We start from the raw sequence: 17,249 nt of genomic DNA on the forward strand, positions 1-17,249 counted from the left end.
CCTATTCATTTATTTGATATAGCTGGAATTTTCACTTTTTGAAATAAACCGGTTTGGATCGCATTACTCTCAATGATTTCTTTCCACGGTTCTTGCAATACCGCTAAGGCCTCATCTAAACGTTCATTAAGCTCAATCCTTTTTTGCTTATCACCAATAATCGCCTTAATGGTATCGAACCCTACACGCTCCACCCAGACAGACGTTCTTTCTAAATAATTGGCAGTCTCTCGATAATGTTGGATGTATGCACCTGTAATTTCAATTACTTCATCACTTGTTTTCACTTTGCATAATAATTCAGCAGCTCTTAAATGGGTCCCGCCGTTGCCGCCGATATAAATTTCCCATGCACCGTCAACACCGACAACACCAAGATCTTTTATACCGGATTCAGCACAATTACGAGGACATGCCGACACGGCCATCTTAACCTTATGCGGTGTGCCTACACGTTCAAATTTCTTCTCCAGGGCAATGCCTAGCCCAATTGAATCTTGAGTGCCAAAGCGGCAAAAGTTTTCACCAACGCATGTTTTCACAGTTCGAAGGGTTTTTCCATAAGCATATCCAGAAGGCATATCCAGGTCAGCCCATACTTTTGGAAGGTCTTCTTTTTCAACACCGAACAAATCTATTCTTTGCCCGCCTGTAACCTTAAGTAACTTGACATTATACTTATCGGCAACATTTGCTATTTTCCGTAATTGATCAGGATTAGTGACGCCCCCATACATTCTTGGCACAACGGAAAATGTGCCATCCTTTTGAATATTTGCATGTAACCTTTCATTGACATAGCGGGATTCCTTTTCATCTTCATATTCAACAGGATGGATCATGCCTAAGTAATAGTTCAGTGCCGGTTTACACTTCGAGCATCCATCACTTGTATTCCAGCCGAGAACATTCATGACTTCCCGAGTATGGGTCAGATTTTTTTCGCGTATTTCAGCGACAACCTCATCTCTGGATAAAGTGGTGCACGTACATATGGATTCCTTTTGGTTTAATTCACTGAATTCAGCGCCCAATGTCAGCTCGAGAATATCAGCGACTAACGGCTTACATCCCCCGCATGATCTCGAAGCATTTGTGCAGCCTTTAACTTCCTCAATACTAGTTAAACCATTAGATTCGATAGCCGTCACAATATCGCCCTTCGTTACACCATTACAACCACAGATGATTTCTTCATGTGACATCGACGCGACCAGACTAACACTCGGTTCTCCACTTGTTCCTACTTTTAAATATTCTGAAACGTCGGCATTTTTATTGATCATGCTCAATAGGTTATTGCTTTCTTTTGTATCCCCGAATAATACAGCACCAGAAATTTTCCCATTTCGAATCATTACTTTTTTGTAAGTACCATTCCATTCATTAAATTCCTTGATTGATTTGGCTTTTACATCCTCGAAAATTTCTCCAGCCGAAAATACATCTACACCAGATACTTTTAACTTAGTAGACAACACTGAACCCTCATATGCTTTGCCTTCCAGCTCGCAAATCCTTTTGGCTAATACTTTGCCTTGTTCATAGAGGGGAGCTACCAAACCATACACCATCTCACGGTGTTCCGCACATTCACCAACCGCATAAATATTTGGGATCCTTGTCTCCATATAATCGTTCACGATAATTCCTCGATTGACAGGGATGCCGCAATTTTGGGCCATTTGAACATTTGGTTTAATCCCAACTGCCATGACCACTAAATCGGCGCTAATTTCCACGCCATCACTAAAACGTAATCCTTTGACACCAATGTCACCTAAAACCTCCTGAGTCTGTTTCCCAAGATGAAAATTCATTCCCTGGCTTTCAAGTTCCCTTTGCAGCATTTTTCCTGCTGTTGGATCTAACTGCCTATCCATCAAATATTCTGAAAGGTGAATAACATCTACCTGCATACCTAGATTCAAAAGACCCCTGGCTGCTTCAAGACCCAGTAATCCTCCACCAATGACTGCAGCCTTTTTGTTATTTTTTGAATATTCAATCATTTTTTCACAATCTTCAATATTTCGAAAGGCTGTCACTCCTTTTTTGTCAGCCCCCTTTATCGGTAGTATGAAAGGGATTGATCCGGTAGCTAAAATTAATTGATCATATTCGACTTCACGATTTGCGTCTGAATATATGATTTGCTTTGTGGTGTCGATGTTTGTGACCGTTTCACCTGAAAAAAGTGTAATATTGTTCTCTTTGTACCAGTTCCAATCATTTATTGTAATATCATCTATCGTCGTAGCCCCTTGCAATACATTCGATAGTTGGATTCGATCATAATTCGGATGTGGCTCACTTCCGAAGACAGTCACCTCAAACCTTTCTGGTTGAATTTTCAAAATTTCTTCTATACATCTTACTCCAGCCATACCATTCCCAATGAGTGCCAATTTCTGCTTAGACATGTTTTGTCCTCCAATAAGATTTTTTTGAAAGGATTATATGTTTGATTATAGGTGACGTCACTATTTATAACAACAAGTGTGTCATAAAATCTTACATGATTTCCGAAAATTAATAATTAATGTTAGTTTTTATTACAAATATTCAGAAAATTAGGATATAATATTCTTATTGATCTAGCATAAATCAAAAATGAGGTGATTTTCATCGTCCAGCAAAAAGAATCTTATATAGACAGAAAAGTAATTTCCATAGGAGTGGTAAGAGAATTAACCGGACTATCCGATAGACAAATTCGGTATTATGAAGAAAGAAAACTCGTTTTCCCCGAAAGGTCTAAGGGTGGTAACCGTAAATACTCTTTTTCCGACGTCAAGGCATTAGTGGAAATCGCCGATAAAATAGAGGATGGAGTGCAAACCAATGAAATTAGACAAGAAAAATTAAAAGAGAACAGAAAAATTGAACAGGAAAAAATGCGAAAAAAAATGCTGCAGGGTCAATTAAATGCACATTTTGGCTTACGTAATTGATTTTAACCAATCAACCGGAATTATTAGCCGATTCAATAAGTACTATAAATTTCCATATTCCAGACTTCGATTAACCAGGTCACAATTTCACCTTGCATTTATAAAATAGCTATTAACAATGATACACTGGACATGATGACTTTCATGTCCAGTTTTCCATTCTCTAACAGTAAGAGTTTTCTTACTAATCATCCCTCTTCTACGCGAACTCCTTATCTTTTGTCTTCTCTGAAAACCATGATAATTTCTCGGACAACTTCACCACTTCTCCTATTACAATCATGGCGGGATTGGCAACCTGTTCTCTTGTAACGATCGCCACTATTGAATCGATTGTTCCTGTAAAAGTTCGTTGAAAACCCGTCGTTCCTTGTTCAATGACAGCAATCGCAGTTTCAGGCTTCTTTCCGCAAGAGCGTAATTGTTTACAAATATAAGGAAGGTTTTTAATACCCATATAAATAGCAATGGTGTCAACACCATGTGTCAAATGATGCCAGTTGATGTTATCAGGTATGCCGGTCACACAGTGTCCTGTGACAATTGCGAAGGAACTCCCCCATTCCCTGTGAGTCACAGGAATTCCTGCATAAGCTGGGGCAGCGATTCCGGATGTGATTCCAGGAACTATTTCAAATTGAATTCCGTGCTCTACTAGCACTTCCGCTTCCTCACCGCCTCGTCCAAAGATGAAAGGATCCCCCCCTTTAAGACGGACGATCGTTTTTTCTTCTATTGATTTACTAATTAACAATTGATGAATGTCCTCTTGAGAGACACAATGTTTACCAGGAGCTTTACCGCAATAAATGTATTCAGCTTCAGGTTTACCGTATAAAAGCAATTCACGATTTACCAATCGATCATACAAGATGACATCCGCTTCCGCGATGCATTTGGTTGCCTTGACAGTAATTAAGTCCGGATCACCAGGTCCAGCACCAACAATATAGACCTTACCTTTTTCCATCCTTTTTCCCCTTTTGTTTTTAGTCATTTGATATGGAATACTGTGTGGTTAAGCGCTACTATTCGATTATGATTGAACCTAAAAAAATTATGATGAACGGGAGGAAAACCTCCCTTTAATTAGACGTTAACTCAACTATAGGATGTACTTTTACAGCACTGACTTTAAAGCCAGGCATTTTGCATGTCGGGTCTAAATCCTGTGAAACAAGGTGATTGACATTTTGTGAGTCTGCCCAATGAAAAGGAACGAATATAGTATCATGGCGAATGGTAGCTGACCATTTGCTTCTTACAACAATACTTCCCCGCCTTGATTCGATTTTCACCAAAGAATTGTCTGGAATATGATATTTCTCGGCTGTTTCCGGATGGATTTCCATAAATGATTCAAAATTTCTTGCGGCTAATGATGAGCTTTTTCTCGTTTGCACTCCTGTTAAATAATGTGACATGATTCTTCCTGTTGTTAAATAAAGTGGAAAATCCGTACACGGCTGTTCTTTTGGAACAAGAGGCACATTATTAACCACAACCATGGCCGCCTTTCCATCCGGGTGGGCAAAAGCCGTTTCGAATAACCTTTTTGTCCCTTTATGGTCAATGGATGGGCATGGCCACAAAATGCCTCCTTCTTTTCTTAATCGATCATACGTTATACCATAATAATCAGCGGTTCCCCCGCGGCTTGCCACTCTTAATTCTTCAAAAATCTCATTTGCAGATTGAAAGGGAAAATGCTCCCCTTTTCCAAGAGCTTTTGCTATATCACAAATGATTTGCCAATCATGCTTCACTTCCCCAGGTGATGAAAAACTTGCTTCCCGCAACGTTACCCGTCCTTCTAAATTTGTCATCGTTCCTTCATCCTCTAAATAAGACGAAGTAGGTAAAATTAAATCAGCCAATTTTGCAGTTTCAGAAACGAACATATCTACTGCGACAAGAAACTTTAATTTTTTCAAAGCCTTTTTGACAAAGTTAGCATTTGGATTTGAAACAATTGGATTGGAACACATTAAAAACATGCCGGTAATTTCACCTTCATCTATCTTCTCTATCATTTCGTATGCTGAGACACCTTTACGTGGCAAATCAGCCTCATCGATTCCCCATACTCTTGCAATATGTAATCTGTGTTCCTCATTTTCAATCATACGATACCCCGGCAGCTGGTCTGTCTTTTGGCCATGCTCTCTTGCTCCCTGCCCATTCCCCTGTCCAGTAATAGCTCCATAGCCCGAATTCACTTTTCCGATTTTCCCTGTAACAATAAGAATATTAAGAAAATTACGAACGGCAGCTGAACCATCTGTTTGCTGCTCAACGCCCCTTGCTGTAAAAATCATTCCTGATTCTACTTTCCCGAACATTGCAGCCGCTTTTTGAATTTGGTCGCTAGGAACCCCTGTCATTTCTGCAATTTCTTCCAACTTTAAAGATGTAACATACTCTTTAACTTCGTTGTAGCCATTTGCACGTCCCCGGATAAATGCTTCATCAGTAAAATCCTCTTCAATGATCACTTTCAATAATCCGTTTGCCAAGGCGGCATCCATCCCCGGTTTTACTTTTAGATGTAAATCGGCCATTTTCGTTGTTGCTGTTTCTCGTGGATCTACAGCAATAATATATGCCCCATTTTCTTTCGCCTTCTCAAAGTACGGCATGATTGTCGGCTGGCATTCCGCAATATTCGTGCCCGCCAAGATAATGCACTTTGTGAACGGAACCTCTGATAAACTGTTGGTTAGGCCCCTATCCATACCAAATGTTTGGCTTGCCGCCGAAGCTGCTGCGGACATGCACAAACGGCCATTATAATCTATATACTTTGTTTTTAAAGCTACTCTTGCAAATTTACCAAGCAAATATGCTTCCTCATTTGAAATGGATGCACTCCCATAAACAGATAATGCATTTACACCATCTTCCGCTTGAATCTTAGTGAAATTTTCTTTAATGTGATTCAATGCTTCCTTCCAAGATATGCGAATAAATTCACCATTTTTTTTTAATAATGGGTATTTAATTCGTTCGTTATGCAATGCATGTTGGTGTGCATTCATTCCTTTAATGCATAAGCGACCCTCTGAGGCTGGATTATCTTTTCCGATCGTCAAATACTTTTTTCTTGTAACTATTGTTTGTTCCAACAGTTGCATCTTACATTGCATACTGCAAAATGGACATTGTGTATCATAGTGTTTTTCTGATTGGACCTCCTGTTGCTTCGTGCGGAAATACTTTAATAATAATTCAGTCAAAGCTCCTCACCCTTTACTCATGGATTTCTTTGGATTTTTTCATTGTACAAACATTTATCCGTCTATCTAGGTCGTCCTTTAAAAGGTATTTTCCACTTAGTTCATTCTCTGACCTACGCCATTTCCAATCGTTGAGATAGTTGCTGACTAAGTTCATTATCAAATAATACTTCTCTAACATGAATTAAACCCACTCGTTCAATCCATTGCCAAGTCCGTTCTAAGTAATTGGCCGTTTCTCGATAATATTGAATAAAACCGATGATGATTTCAATTGCTTCTTCATTTGTCCCAGCTACACATAACAGTTCACCGGCACGTACATTACGCCCGCTGCTTCCGCCCACATATATTTCCCAACCCCTGTCAATGCCCATAACACCTATATCTTTCGTTGTTGAACCTGCACCGTTATGCATACAAGCAGATATGCCCATCTTTATACGGTAAGGTGTTGATACATGCTCTAATCTTTTTTCCAAATCAATAGCAAGTAAAAGGGATTGCTGTTTATCACAAGAGCAAACATGTTCACCGATACATGTTTTGACGTTTTGAACGGTGTTACCATATTTCGAACTTAATGGCATGTCTAAATCAGCCCACACATTTGGGAGATCTTCTTTTTTCACACCCATTAAATGAATCCGTTGTTCACTCGTTATCGCCACATGAGATATATCATATTTATCTGCAACATTTGCAATTTTTCGCAAGTCTTTCGCATTCGTCATTCCGCCGTACATTTGCGGGATAACAGAGTATCGGTTATCACTTTGAACTGTTGCATTCTTTTTATCGTTTATGAAAAGAGTTTGCTGTCTGTTCTCGTACTCTGGGTGAATCATCCCTAAATAATAGCTAAGGGCTGGCCGGCATGTTGAACAACCTTCGCTATTTCCCCATTCAAGAACATCCATCGCTTCTTGAACAGAGGTTAAGTCTTGGAGCTGCATTTTATACACGACTTCATCTTCCGTTAATGTCGTACATGAACACAATGCCTTTTGTTTCTCAGCCTGTTCAAAATGATTATTTTGAATATATGCCAAAAGCTCCGTCACTGCCGGCTTACATCCACCGCAAGAACCGGAAGCCTTTGTGCATTGTTTAACTTGTTCCACTGTTGTTAATCCCTTATCTTGAACCGCTTCAATGATTGCCCCTTTTGAAACAGCATTACAATTGCAAATGATTTCATGATTTGCCATAGAAGCGATTAATCCCTCATCCGTACTTGGTGATTGGAACAGTGCACGCTTTTCCTCTGACGATACTTCTTGCCGCTTTAAAATCATATCGAGTAATCGTGAACTGACCTTTGTATCTCCATACAGAACCGCACCTATGATTTTTCTTCCTTGAAATACCACCTTTTTATAAACACCATCTAATTCATCAAAAGTTGTGATTGATTTCGTTGTATCATCACCAAGGAAATCTCCAACGGAGAATAACTCAACTCCTGATATTTTCAACTGGGTCGAAAGAACCGAACCTTGGTATCCGTTACATTTCACCTCACAAATATGCTTTGCCAGCACTTCACCTTGTTCATAGAGGGGTTTCACCAGTCCATAAACAATCCCTTGATGTTCAGCACATTCACCAACAGCATAAATATTTGGGATGCTGGTTTCTAAATAGTCGTTTACAATAATGGCACGATTTGTATCAATTCCGCTTTCTTTGGCCAAATGAATATTCGGTCTGACTCCCGCAGCCATAACGACTAAATCTGCTTCCAGCTCCGTTCCATCTTTAAAAAGGACGCGCTCTACACGCTCGTTACCGATTAGCTCCTGTGTTTCCTTTTTTAAAAGAAAGTTCATTCCCTGGTTTTCCAACTCTTTTTGGAGCAAAAGTGATGCAGTTGAATCAAGCTGCCTTTCCATTAAATGGTCAGCAATATGAACGACATTCACTTCCATACCGAGGTTTAACAGCCCTCTCGCAGCTTCTAAACCTAATAAACCGCCTCCGATTACGACTGCTTTTTTATGCTTACGTGAAGTTTCAATCATCTTTTGGCAATCTTCAATCGTTCGAAATGCAATAACTCCTTCTTTATCAACACCGGTAACAGGAAGAATAAATGGGATAGAACCTGTGGCAATTATCAGCTTATCGTAGTAAACTTCCCGTTCTTTGTCTGTTTTTATCTTCCGGGTCTCTTTATCGATTTTTACAACGGTTTCCCCTGTAAACAATTGGATATCATTCTTCGTATACCAGTTTCGATCATTTATCGCAATATCATCAAACGAAGTGCTGCCTTGAAGCACAGTCGACAATAAGATTCTGTTATAGTTAACGTGTGGCTCACTTCCGAAAATAGTAATCTCAAAGGCAGTCGGATCCTTACTTATAATTGACTCAACACAGCGTAATCCCGCCATTCCGTTCCCTATTAAGACCAGTTTTTGTTTATACATTTTATCCCCCCAAAACAAGTACTGTAACAAACCAATATACCTAGTAAACAAAGTTCTAGATCTTAACTGAATTCTTTCCGAGTACCCACGTTTTTCTCCATGAAAGCTGAGCTAGGCCCAGGATAAGCAACGCCATGATTCCAACTGCGGAAAATACTAAAAATCCTGTAGCATATGTCCCAGTAATCTGTTTCAACGTACCTAGTATGTTTGGAACCAGGAATCCACCAACACCTCCGGCAGCTCCTACAATCCCTGTGATAAAACCAATTTCTTTAGAAAATCGCTGTGGAACTAACTGAAAGACAGCCCCGTTGCCCATACCGAGAAATAACATTCCGATGAACAGTAGGATCGTAACGACTGTAAGAGAATAAAGAAAACTAATCCCAAACATACATAATGTGAGTCCAAAAAATAAAAACATTAACAGTTTAACTCCACCTATTTTATCGGCAATAAATCCTCCGACGGGACGAAAGAAACTTCCGGCGATGACACATAATGTAACAAATTCCCCTGCCCTTATTCGTGATAACCCATACTCATCAACAAAAAAGATGCTTAAAAAGCTAGTAAACCCGACAAAGCCCCCAAAAGTCACACTGTAAAGAATACAGAAATACCAAGTGTCCTTTATTTTAAATACGTTGAAATATTCCTTGAGTGGTTTTGCAGGCGGTTGAGATGGTGCGTCTTTTGCGATTAAAATATAAATGACAAACACGATGGTTAAAGGAATCAAAGCTAATCCCATAACATTATGCCAGCCAAGAGACTCTGCAATACGCGGTCCAAACAATGTCGCAAAAAGAGTTCCGCTGTTACCGGCTCCCGCAATGCCCATCGCAAGACCCTGCAAATGCGGGGGATACCAGCGACTAGCCATAGGAAGTGCTGCAGCAAAACTCGCACCTGCCACTCCGAGTAAAATCCCAATCAAATAAAGCTCTGCTAAACTTTCTCCGAATAACCATCCCCAAAAAAGCGGAATCATCGTAACAAGCATTCCGCCGATCGCTGTTTTCCGCGGGCCGACGCGATCAGTCAAAAAACCAAGGACAATTCGAAAAAACGAGCCTCCCAAAATCGGAATGGCTACAATCATGCCTTTTTCAGCTGGGGAAAGTCCGAAATCCTTTGTAATATAGACACCTAGCGCACCCAATAATACCCAAATCATAAAACTGATATCAAAATAAAGGAATGAAGCTAATAATGACGGAGCATGCCCGCTTTTTTTCAATTCAGATATTTTCATTTTTCATCTCTCCTATACTTTATTAATTGAATATTCGTTTATTTTACTCTTATAAATACAAGATTTCTTTGTTTATGTAAGAAAACATTACACACTTTTTTTGTAAGTTATTAAATATGAATACTTTAAAGTAGTTAATGGTCAAAATTTAATAATTTCATTTCCTTTTTCTTATATAAATTGAATGATCTTGTGGTTTACTTAGGTGATGTAAAGTCACAAGCTTTTTTCCTTTTCAGTTATGGCAGTGAATACACCAAAAGATCGCTCCAATAAGTTTTTTCGTAATATTCTCCATACAAAAAAAGAGAAGCCTAATGCTTAAGCTTCTCTCTACTACAAAATTTACATTTTTAAATATATGGCTTGCATAACATGTATACTAGAAATCAATAAGCCCCGCGCCGAAAATAGTTCTCATGAATGTTCTTTCCACAGAAGAAAACGAGTTTGCCCACAGTTTCTTTCTTTAAAGAACGTTCCAGTGTTTTTAGAAACCCGCTCCCTTTCCGCCGACTGTCTGCCAAGCCTCATCAAAGCAATCGCCTGTGGGGCCTCGGCTAACCCGCTATTCGGCAGGAGTGTCGCAAATTTCTTCAATCTATTGAGGGTTTTATAAAAATGTAAAAAGCTATAAAGTATAACCTACTCTTGTTTTATAAACATTGTTCGGGGTGAGTTCATTCCGAATCGCCTTTTGTCGACAACTGAGAGAAGCTAAAGGTTTAGGCCATTATTATTTTTATTTCTTACACGTTACGAATCGAACTCTTCGATAGACCACTCATTAAGGATTTGCATTCTTAAAGAGAGCTCATTCTATTATTTTCCTCAAATGATGGCTGCATCTTCATTAGAGTGCGGATCCTTCCCACAGCACGAAACAAGGAGTTCCTTCATATGATGTGTTATGAGCGGCATGTGATATTTAATAATCTGATTATATCCGGGGAAAGGTTGGGTGCAATAATATGAGGCAATATCCATTTCATAACATCCTATTTCAAAATCTTCAGAAAAAAGACATGTCATTTGAAGAGGTATTCGTTCATATTGTTGAGTTCATGAAATTAAATCCTTCTGGTAACTATCGATTAATGGTCGGTACAGATTCGCAAGTACATAAAAAACATACGGTTTTCATTACAGGGATCGTGATACGGCAGGTCGGAAATGGTGTTTGGGGTTGTATAAGAAAAGTGATGATTCCTAGAAGGATGCTGCATTTACATGAACGAATTTCCCAAGAATTGTCGTTAACAGAGGAGATCGTATCCATGTTTACGGAAGAAAGAAAAAATCAGTTAATCGATATTGTCCTGCCTGCGGTATATCAAGGGGCAACGTTCACAATGGAAGGGCACATTGATATCGGGATTGGAAAGCGGAACAAAACCAGTGAGTTTGTAAAAGAAATGGTAGCCAGGATGGAATCCATGGGCGTGGAACCGAAAATCAAACCCAATGCTTTCGTTGCTTCAAGTTATGCCAACCGGTATACAAAGCAAGAGTAAATGTCTCCAAAAAAAATGTAATTTTTTTAATCTGATGAAAATAAATATTTTTAGAACAATATGGATTGGAAATTTTCAGACTGCAAAGCAGTACATACAATTCCTATGGTACGGTAATCGAAAAACAGCAAAAAACCGGCCTCAGACCGAGACCAGCTTTAACATTAAAAGATATAAGCCGCCATTGCCGTATTCAGTAAGAAAGTTTTAAACCACCACTCCTCAAAGTGGGTGTTTGCAGAAAAAATCCTGTTGTCCAAGTCAGTGACGAGGCATAACATTCCTGTTTCAATATAAAACTCCCTATTACAGCTTAAAGGTTAAAACTTTATTATCAATACGAACAGTGCAGCTTGTATTGTTATAATACCTGAATTCCCCATATGATACAATGTTAATAATCACCATATAAATCGCCTATGGCTGTGGAAGGGAATGGACGCCGGCTTAGCCCTTTATAAAAGCATTCATTAGAATCAAACTATTGATCAAAATAACCGATAAAATCCCCTTGGACCTTATTTTGCAAATATAATACCGTTTCTTTGTCAGAAATAGTAGGCAACCCGAAATTTTGTCCATACCTCTCCATTCCTTTACCTGTAATGATAATCCAATCCCCTTCCTTTCCTGCTTGTATCGCCTCCTGTATAGCAAATGTCCTATCTGGAATAACTTTCCCATTTCCAGCAGAGTAATCGCTTTGCAGTTTATTTAGTGACGATTCCATCGCCTCAATTCCCTCCGAATTCAGATCATCCATCGTCAAAATCGAAACATCACTATGTTCCGAAGATACTTTAACCATTTCAGCCCTTTTGGTTGTATCTCGTCCACCTCGGAAACCAAAGATATGATAAATCTTTTTGGCCCCGCATTCTTTGGCAGTTTGAAGCATGTGATGAATGGCATCCGCAGTATGGGCATAATCGATGACTATTGTCGGTCCAAATTCTTTCTTATACATTTCAAACCTTCCTGGCACACCGGTAAATTGTCTCAGTGAAGTGAGAATTTCTTCTTTTGAAATTGGAAACATCTTCGCTACTGAATACGCAGCCGTTGCGTTAAATAAATTATGAAGTCCAGGTAAAGGTAACTCAATTTTCACAAAGTCATGATTCTCATTCAATAAAATAAAGGGGGTTGTTGCAGTATTATAATTGGTGATGGTTAAATCGCAGCGATTGGATTTTCCAAATACAAAGGCACTGACATTCTTCTCCCGTAAGTATGCTTGTAATTTTTCTCCCCAGAAATCATCCCCATTAATAATCGCAAGACCATTAGGTTTTAATTTTTCAAAAAGCAGTAATTTTGCCAGAAAATAATCCTCCATCGTACCGTGGAAGTCGAGATGGTCATGATACAAATTTGTGAAGACACAGAAATCAAATTCAATCCCTTCTAAACGGTATTGAGCTAATCCATGTGAAGACACTTCCATTATGACAACCATATCCCTACTTGCAGCCAGCAAGGAATTCAACTCCACGCTACCGGGAGTCGTATTATGGGAATCGACTTTGTTTCCATTGATAATATGCTGTATCGTTCCAATGACGGAACAGGTCATCCCATTCTCTTCTAAAATTTGCTGAAGCATATAGCTTGTTGTGGTTTTACCATTTGTACCCGTAATTCCTATCATTATTTTTTGATTGCTGGGATCTCCATAAAACCTTTTGGCGATTAGCCCTAATGCTTTACGGCTGTTTTCCACTCGTATATAAGGAACTGCCAATCCCTTAATATCGCGATCGCCAATCACGGCCGCTGCCCCTAAACGTATTGCATCATTAATGTAATTATGACCATCTGACTTATATCCGGTTACGGCAACAAAAAGGTATCCCTTTTTTATTTCTTTGGAGTTATCGGTTACACCTGTGATGGCTATATGTTCAACGCCCATCGGCAAATCCCAGTTTATTGCTTCCTTCAATATGTCTTTAAGGATCATTAACTTTTCTCCTTTTTCATGTAAGTTATTCACCTAACTCTTGAAAATGAAATGCATAAGTATCAACAAGCCATTTTTAGTATTTACCAGTACTCTAAAAATAATTGTTAATCCAGAATTTGTATGACAGTCATAGGAAGAAAAAAAGAAAAGCAGCCGGAAGTGGCTGCTTTTCTTTAGGTCCTATGGCTATAGCTGTATTGAGGTATTGACACACCGAAAGATACTTACGATTGAACTTCCAGGGGTTTTGTTTCGGCCTTTTGATTGTACAATGGCAAAATGAAAAACATCCCTAGAATAAAAAAGAAAGCGGCAGTTTCAAATATGGCGACGAGTGAAAATTGCTCTTTCAACACGCCTGCCGCACTCATGGTCAACACCATCGATCCAGTGAATAATGGGCTTAAGATTCCATTGACCCTTCCGATGAACTCGCCTTCGGTCCTCTGCAATATCAATGTATTGATCCCGATTTGAATACAAGGCAGCATTAGCCCATTAAAGAACTCGGCAGTAAGTGTAATCCAAAGATTTGTTGAAAGCCCCATTACCGCTAATCCAATGGCATTCACAAGCATTCCGAAAGCTAATAATCTCTGAGGTGCTACCTTTTTGGCAAAAATCATCACCCCAGCACCACCTAAAATCATACCAAACCCATTCACCATAAATAACCATTGCAGATTTTCCTTAGGCAGTTCCAGTTGTTCTGTAACAAGGAAAATAGAGAGCGGTTGAATGAAGCCCAGTCCGAGCCCGGCTGCCAGAAAACATAAACCAAGCAAACTTAGTTCTTTTTTTCGCAATACATAGCTAACTCCGCTTTTCATTTCCTGCCATAACGTTGTTTTTGCGGCCTCTTCATTCAGTTTGCGATCTTTTGGAAGAAAGGCGAGTGCGCCAGCTGAAAGTAAAAACGCCAGACCAGTAATCGCAATCGAGATGTTTATCCCAAATGATTGGAAGGCAAATGTACCGAGAATCGGACCTAAAACCATAAATACTGCGAAGACGGTCTGATAAACAGACATCCCTGTCTGAATTTGACTTTCAGGCAAATGCATCTTAAATAGCTTCATGCCTGATGGCTGAGAAAATTGAGAAAGTATCGCCGAAATCAAAGTTGCGAAGAATACCATTTTCCAACTGCCGAAGATAAGCGAGATAAGCACAGCAAATACGGATATTGAACTTAATATATCACACCAAACCATTGTTTTTTTCGGACTCCAGCGGTCAGCAAACGTCCCTCCAATAAATGAAAAAATAAAAATGGGTGCGAACTCTGCTACTGATATCATGGAGATGGCAAAGGCATCCCCGTTTGTCTTTTCCATGACGAATAACAAAACTGCAAAATTCCGTACCCATATCCCTATTTGTAAAAACAAGCCTGAAAAGATAATGGCCCGGAATACACGATTTTTAAATATGTTAGGTTCCTTATTACTTAATGTTACGGACGTGTTTTTTCCCAATATAAAAACCTCCTGTGAAATATCTGGACAGGAGGCAGTACAATACAAATTTAACAGAACAAAATATCCCCAATGGACGGAGCACAATGATCTTTGTTTGTATTTTAATGTACAGACTAATCCTATCCAGAAAAAACTTCGTATTTAGCACGCATTTTTTCTTAAAGAATAGGATTAAATGATCATTGTTTAAAGGTCACCCTTCCATTTTATGCTAATTTCATAATAATCTATTTAATTTGATAAATCAAGGTGAAATCCATAAAAATAAAACCTTTTTTGGGGTAACGTTGTTCGACTTATTGTATAAAAAAGCGATTCCTTTAATAGAAACCCCTTTAATATCCTTAAGTTTCCAAGGACTGGGTAATGCTTCTGCCATTTGTTACCTTATCCATCATTTTTCATGACCTTTTTCCGGATTATCTCAAGTTTCTTCTTTTCAGTTCTCCAATATACGTTCTTGATTAGGCTTGCCCTGTACAAGCAAATGGGCAGATGGCATTAGAATGTGATGTTCATGTAAAGCTTTCATCATTTCAAACCTCACACTTCTCGCTGTTTCAAAGTAATGTTCAGGTTTTACAAGTCCCACAAAGCAAAGTTCATAACCAACATATTTAAGGTTCGGATTTAAATCCGTAACGCCAATGTATCTGAAATCCTCTTCCGGTGTACCATCCTCTAACCTAAGTAGGGTTTCACCATACTTCTCATTACAGATAAGGCATATATCTTCCAACAGCCGTTTTACCTTTTCAGGATTTTCTTGGTAACTTACTGTGATGCGTTCAATGATTCGCATTCTCCCTTTATTAAAGTTTTGAATTGTCCTGATTTCACTGTGTGGGATGGTCAGCAATTTTCCTGACCATTCCCTGATTTGCATGAACCGGATACCGATTTCCTCTACGGTCCCTGAACTTGTCCCATTGAATGTCACGAAATTCCCCACTCGGAATTCATTATCTGAAAGCCTTACAATTCCCAACAAGATATCCTTAAGCATTTGCTGTGCCGCAAATCCGATAACGACCCCTACAATACCAGCTCCTGCTAAAATCCCTTTAAGGTCTATAAACTGACCAATCAGATAAATAAGGAAAAGCGCGGAAATGCCGTACCTAAGAGAAGAACGAGTAACCCCCTGTATCGTTTTTTCGACTTCTTCCTCAAAAAAACTGGACCTTCTAAAGAACCATTCAACCATTTTATTCAGAATGTAATATACCGCCAATAACAGTAAAGCCAATATAAAAAGCCTCAACAATAAAAATTCTTGTAAATAATCCATAGCAAGCTCAGTAAATTTCAAGATATTCATGTTCCCACCTCACTTTCCACTTTATTCAGAATCGATTAAAATCCAGTCATCATCCTTGCCTATTATCCCTTTATCAAGTATCAGCCTCGTTTTAAGTCGATAGGAAACCCCCCGCTTATAAGGCTCATTCAATGTAGGCAGACAAAAGTTAAAAGGAATTTCATTACTTTCCCCTGAATTTATCTCTCTTGAAGATAAGATGGTGCTCGTTTTAAGGATCTCTTCCAATCCGGTAGAATGAGTATCCATAATTAAATCACATTCGATCCTCCTTATTCTTTGCGCCAAGGTACCACCTTTAATCAAGAAATACCCATTTATGCATTCACCAGATTTATACGTATTTTTCGGAAGGATTAAATCTATTTGTGCAGAACCTATCCCTAAAAGTAATAAAGATTTTCTAAGTATCAAAGAATACACTCCATTTATATTTATTTGTTTTTCTATTAAACCCACATGTTTATACATTTCCTTAAGGGCTGTATGATCCGGACTACAAAAAAACCTTTACCATTTTGGTAAAGGTTTACTAAAAGAAAATAGACCTTTACCAATAGGTAAGGTCTGGCTAACAACAATATGCTGCCAACAACACCGAGAGCAAAGAACTCCGTAATGACGACATTGTTGTAAAAGCTACTCCCCTTTGGAGAATGTATTCAAGTATATAATTTATAATACGGTAGAATTGGAAAGTTTGTCAAACCTTTATATTTTATTATTTTCGGGCATGCCCGAGAAATCGAGATCTTTGTACATAAGTTGATATTAATGAAAATATAATGAATTAACTTGTCCTGTTATTGCAAAAGAATTAACTGTTGGGTTTTAAATAGGCCTGTTGGTGGAATATGAAGTATGTAACAGCCAATGTCCTTCTATTTACAACTCGGTGAAAGCTCCTTTCAATAAGAATAAAGTGAACAAACTGTGTATATTTAATGGACAGCAAAAAATATATTTTAAAATTAACAATATTTCTCTTTTAATTACGCAAGTCTTATTGTAATATAAATGTAACAATTGTAATATTAATTAAACTTTCGTTACATAAGTATCCTATTAGGGATTGGGGAGA

11 protein-coding genes and 1 other RNA gene are annotated in these 17,249 nt (G+C 38.6%); 2 read left to right on the top strand and 10 right to left on the bottom strand.

What is annotated here, in order from left to right; genetic code table 11:
• Nucleotides 1-5: 5 nt before the first annotated feature.
• Nucleotides 6-2,423 carry a nitrite reductase large subunit NirB gene (gene nirB, locus NYE63_RS14220; protein ID WP_342605650.1) on the bottom strand — a complete coding sequence of 806 codons (2,418 nt, stop codon included), beginning with the start codon at nucleotides 2,421-2,423 and terminating at the stop codon, nucleotides 6-8.
• 255 nt (nucleotides 2,424-2,678) lie between these two features.
• Here nirB (NYE63_RS14220) and NYE63_RS14225 point away from each other — a divergent pair, with 255 nt between their 5' ends.
• The gene (locus tag NYE63_RS14225; RefSeq protein ID WP_269467089.1) at nucleotides 2,679-2,954 is read left to right on the top strand and encodes a MerR family transcriptional regulator; all 276 of its coding nucleotides are present in this window, start codon (nucleotides 2,679-2,681) and stop codon (nucleotides 2,952-2,954) included.
• Nucleotides 2,955-3,153: 199 nt separating this feature from the next.
• Here the strand turns inward: NYE63_RS14225 and cobA are convergent, their stop codons facing one another.
• From cobA to NYE63_RS14245, 4 genes are all read right to left on the bottom strand, one after another.
• Nucleotides 3,154-3,924, bottom strand: a complete 771-nt coding sequence (cobA, locus tag NYE63_RS14230; protein WP_342605651.1) for a uroporphyrinogen-III C-methyltransferase — start codon at nucleotides 3,922-3,924, stop codon at nucleotides 3,154-3,156.
• Nucleotides 3,925-4,039: 115 nt separating this feature from the next.
• Entirely contained in the window at nucleotides 4,040-6,190 is a 2,151-nt protein-coding gene (locus NYE63_RS14235) for a molybdopterin oxidoreductase family protein (RefSeq protein WP_342605652.1), read from the bottom strand.
• A 113-nt stretch (nucleotides 6,191-6,303) separates the two neighbouring features.
• Complete coding sequence (gene nirB / locus NYE63_RS14240) at nucleotides 6,304-8,625, bottom strand: nitrite reductase large subunit NirB (RefSeq protein WP_342601572.1); 2,322 nt, start codon at nucleotides 8,623-8,625, stop codon at nucleotides 6,304-6,306.
• Nucleotides 8,626-8,680: 55 nt separating this feature from the next.
• The gene (locus tag NYE63_RS14245; protein WP_342601573.1) at nucleotides 8,681-9,886 is read right to left on the bottom strand and encodes a nitrate/nitrite transporter; all 1,206 of its coding nucleotides are present in this window, start codon (nucleotides 9,884-9,886) and stop codon (nucleotides 8,681-8,683) included.
• A 971-nt stretch (nucleotides 9,887-10,857) separates the two neighbouring features.
• Here NYE63_RS14245 and NYE63_RS14250 point away from each other — a divergent pair.
• A complete protein-coding gene (locus tag NYE63_RS14250; protein WP_342601574.1) occupies nucleotides 10,858-11,400 on the top strand; it encodes a ribonuclease H-like YkuK family protein in 543 nt (180 codons plus the stop codon).
• A gap of 171 nt (nucleotides 11,401-11,571) precedes the next feature.
• On the opposite strand, the gene ssrS is transcribed toward NYE63_RS14250, so the two are convergent.
• The 5 genes from ssrS to NYE63_RS14275 all read right to left on the bottom strand — a co-directional run bounded on the left by ssrS (nucleotide 11,572) and on the right by NYE63_RS14275 (nucleotide 16,582).
• Nucleotides 11,572-11,758: non-coding RNA, 6S RNA (ssrS, locus tag NYE63_RS14255), on the bottom strand.
• Nucleotides 11,759-11,881: 123 nt separating this feature from the next.
• Nucleotides 11,882-13,363 carry a UDP-N-acetylmuramoyl-L-alanyl-D-glutamate--2,6-diaminopimelate ligase gene (locus NYE63_RS14260; RefSeq protein ID WP_342601575.1) on the bottom strand — a complete coding sequence of 494 codons (1,482 nt, stop codon included), beginning with the start codon at nucleotides 13,361-13,363 and terminating at the stop codon, nucleotides 11,882-11,884.
• Between the two features lie 227 nt (nucleotides 13,364-13,590).
• Complete coding sequence (locus NYE63_RS14265; RefSeq protein WP_342601576.1) at nucleotides 13,591-14,844, bottom strand: MFS transporter; 1,254 nt, start codon at nucleotides 14,842-14,844, stop codon at nucleotides 13,591-13,593.
• A 442-nt stretch (nucleotides 14,845-15,286) separates the two neighbouring features.
• Entirely contained in the window at nucleotides 15,287-16,168 is an 882-nt protein-coding gene (locus NYE63_RS14270) for a mechanosensitive ion channel family protein (protein WP_342601577.1), read from the bottom strand.
• A gap of 21 nt (nucleotides 16,169-16,189) precedes the next feature.
• Nucleotides 16,190-16,582: a sporulation protein gene (locus NYE63_RS14275; protein WP_063233754.1), complete on the bottom strand. Its 393-nt coding sequence runs from the start codon at nucleotides 16,580-16,582 to the stop codon at nucleotides 16,190-16,192.
• Between the last annotated feature and the right edge of the window lie 667 nt (nucleotides 16,583-17,249).

The sequence above is a fragment of the Peribacillus sp. FSL E2-0159 genome, assembly GCF_038643155.1.
Taxonomy (GTDB): Bacteria; Bacillota; Bacilli; order Bacillales; family DSM-1321; genus Peribacillus; species Peribacillus simplex.

Excerpts from the sequence above, each read along its gene's own strand:
- nirB (WP_342605650.1), bottom strand. The coding sequence starts at position 2,423 with ATGTCTAAGCAGAAATTGGCACTCATTGGGAATGGTATGGCTGGAGTA.
- cobA (WP_342605651.1), bottom strand. The coding sequence starts at position 3,924 with ATGGAAAAAGGTAAGGTCTATATTGTTGGTGCTGGACCTGGTGATCCG.
- nirB (WP_342601572.1), bottom strand. The coding sequence starts at position 8,625 with ATGTATAAACAAAAACTGGTCTTAATAGGGAACGGAATGGCGGGATTA.
- NYE63_RS14245 (WP_342601573.1), bottom strand. The coding sequence starts at position 9,886 with ATGAAAATATCTGAATTGAAAAAAAGCGGGCATGCTCCGTCATTATTA.
- NYE63_RS14250 (WP_342601574.1), top strand. The coding sequence starts at position 10,858 with ATGAGGCAATATCCATTTCATAACATCCTATTTCAAAATCTTCAGAAA.
- NYE63_RS14260 (WP_342601575.1), bottom strand. The coding sequence starts at position 13,363 with ATGATCCTTAAAGACATATTGAAGGAAGCAATAAACTGGGATTTGCCG.
- NYE63_RS14270 (WP_342601577.1), bottom strand. The coding sequence starts at position 16,168 with ATGAATATCTTGAAATTTACTGAGCTTGCTATGGATTATTTACAAGAA.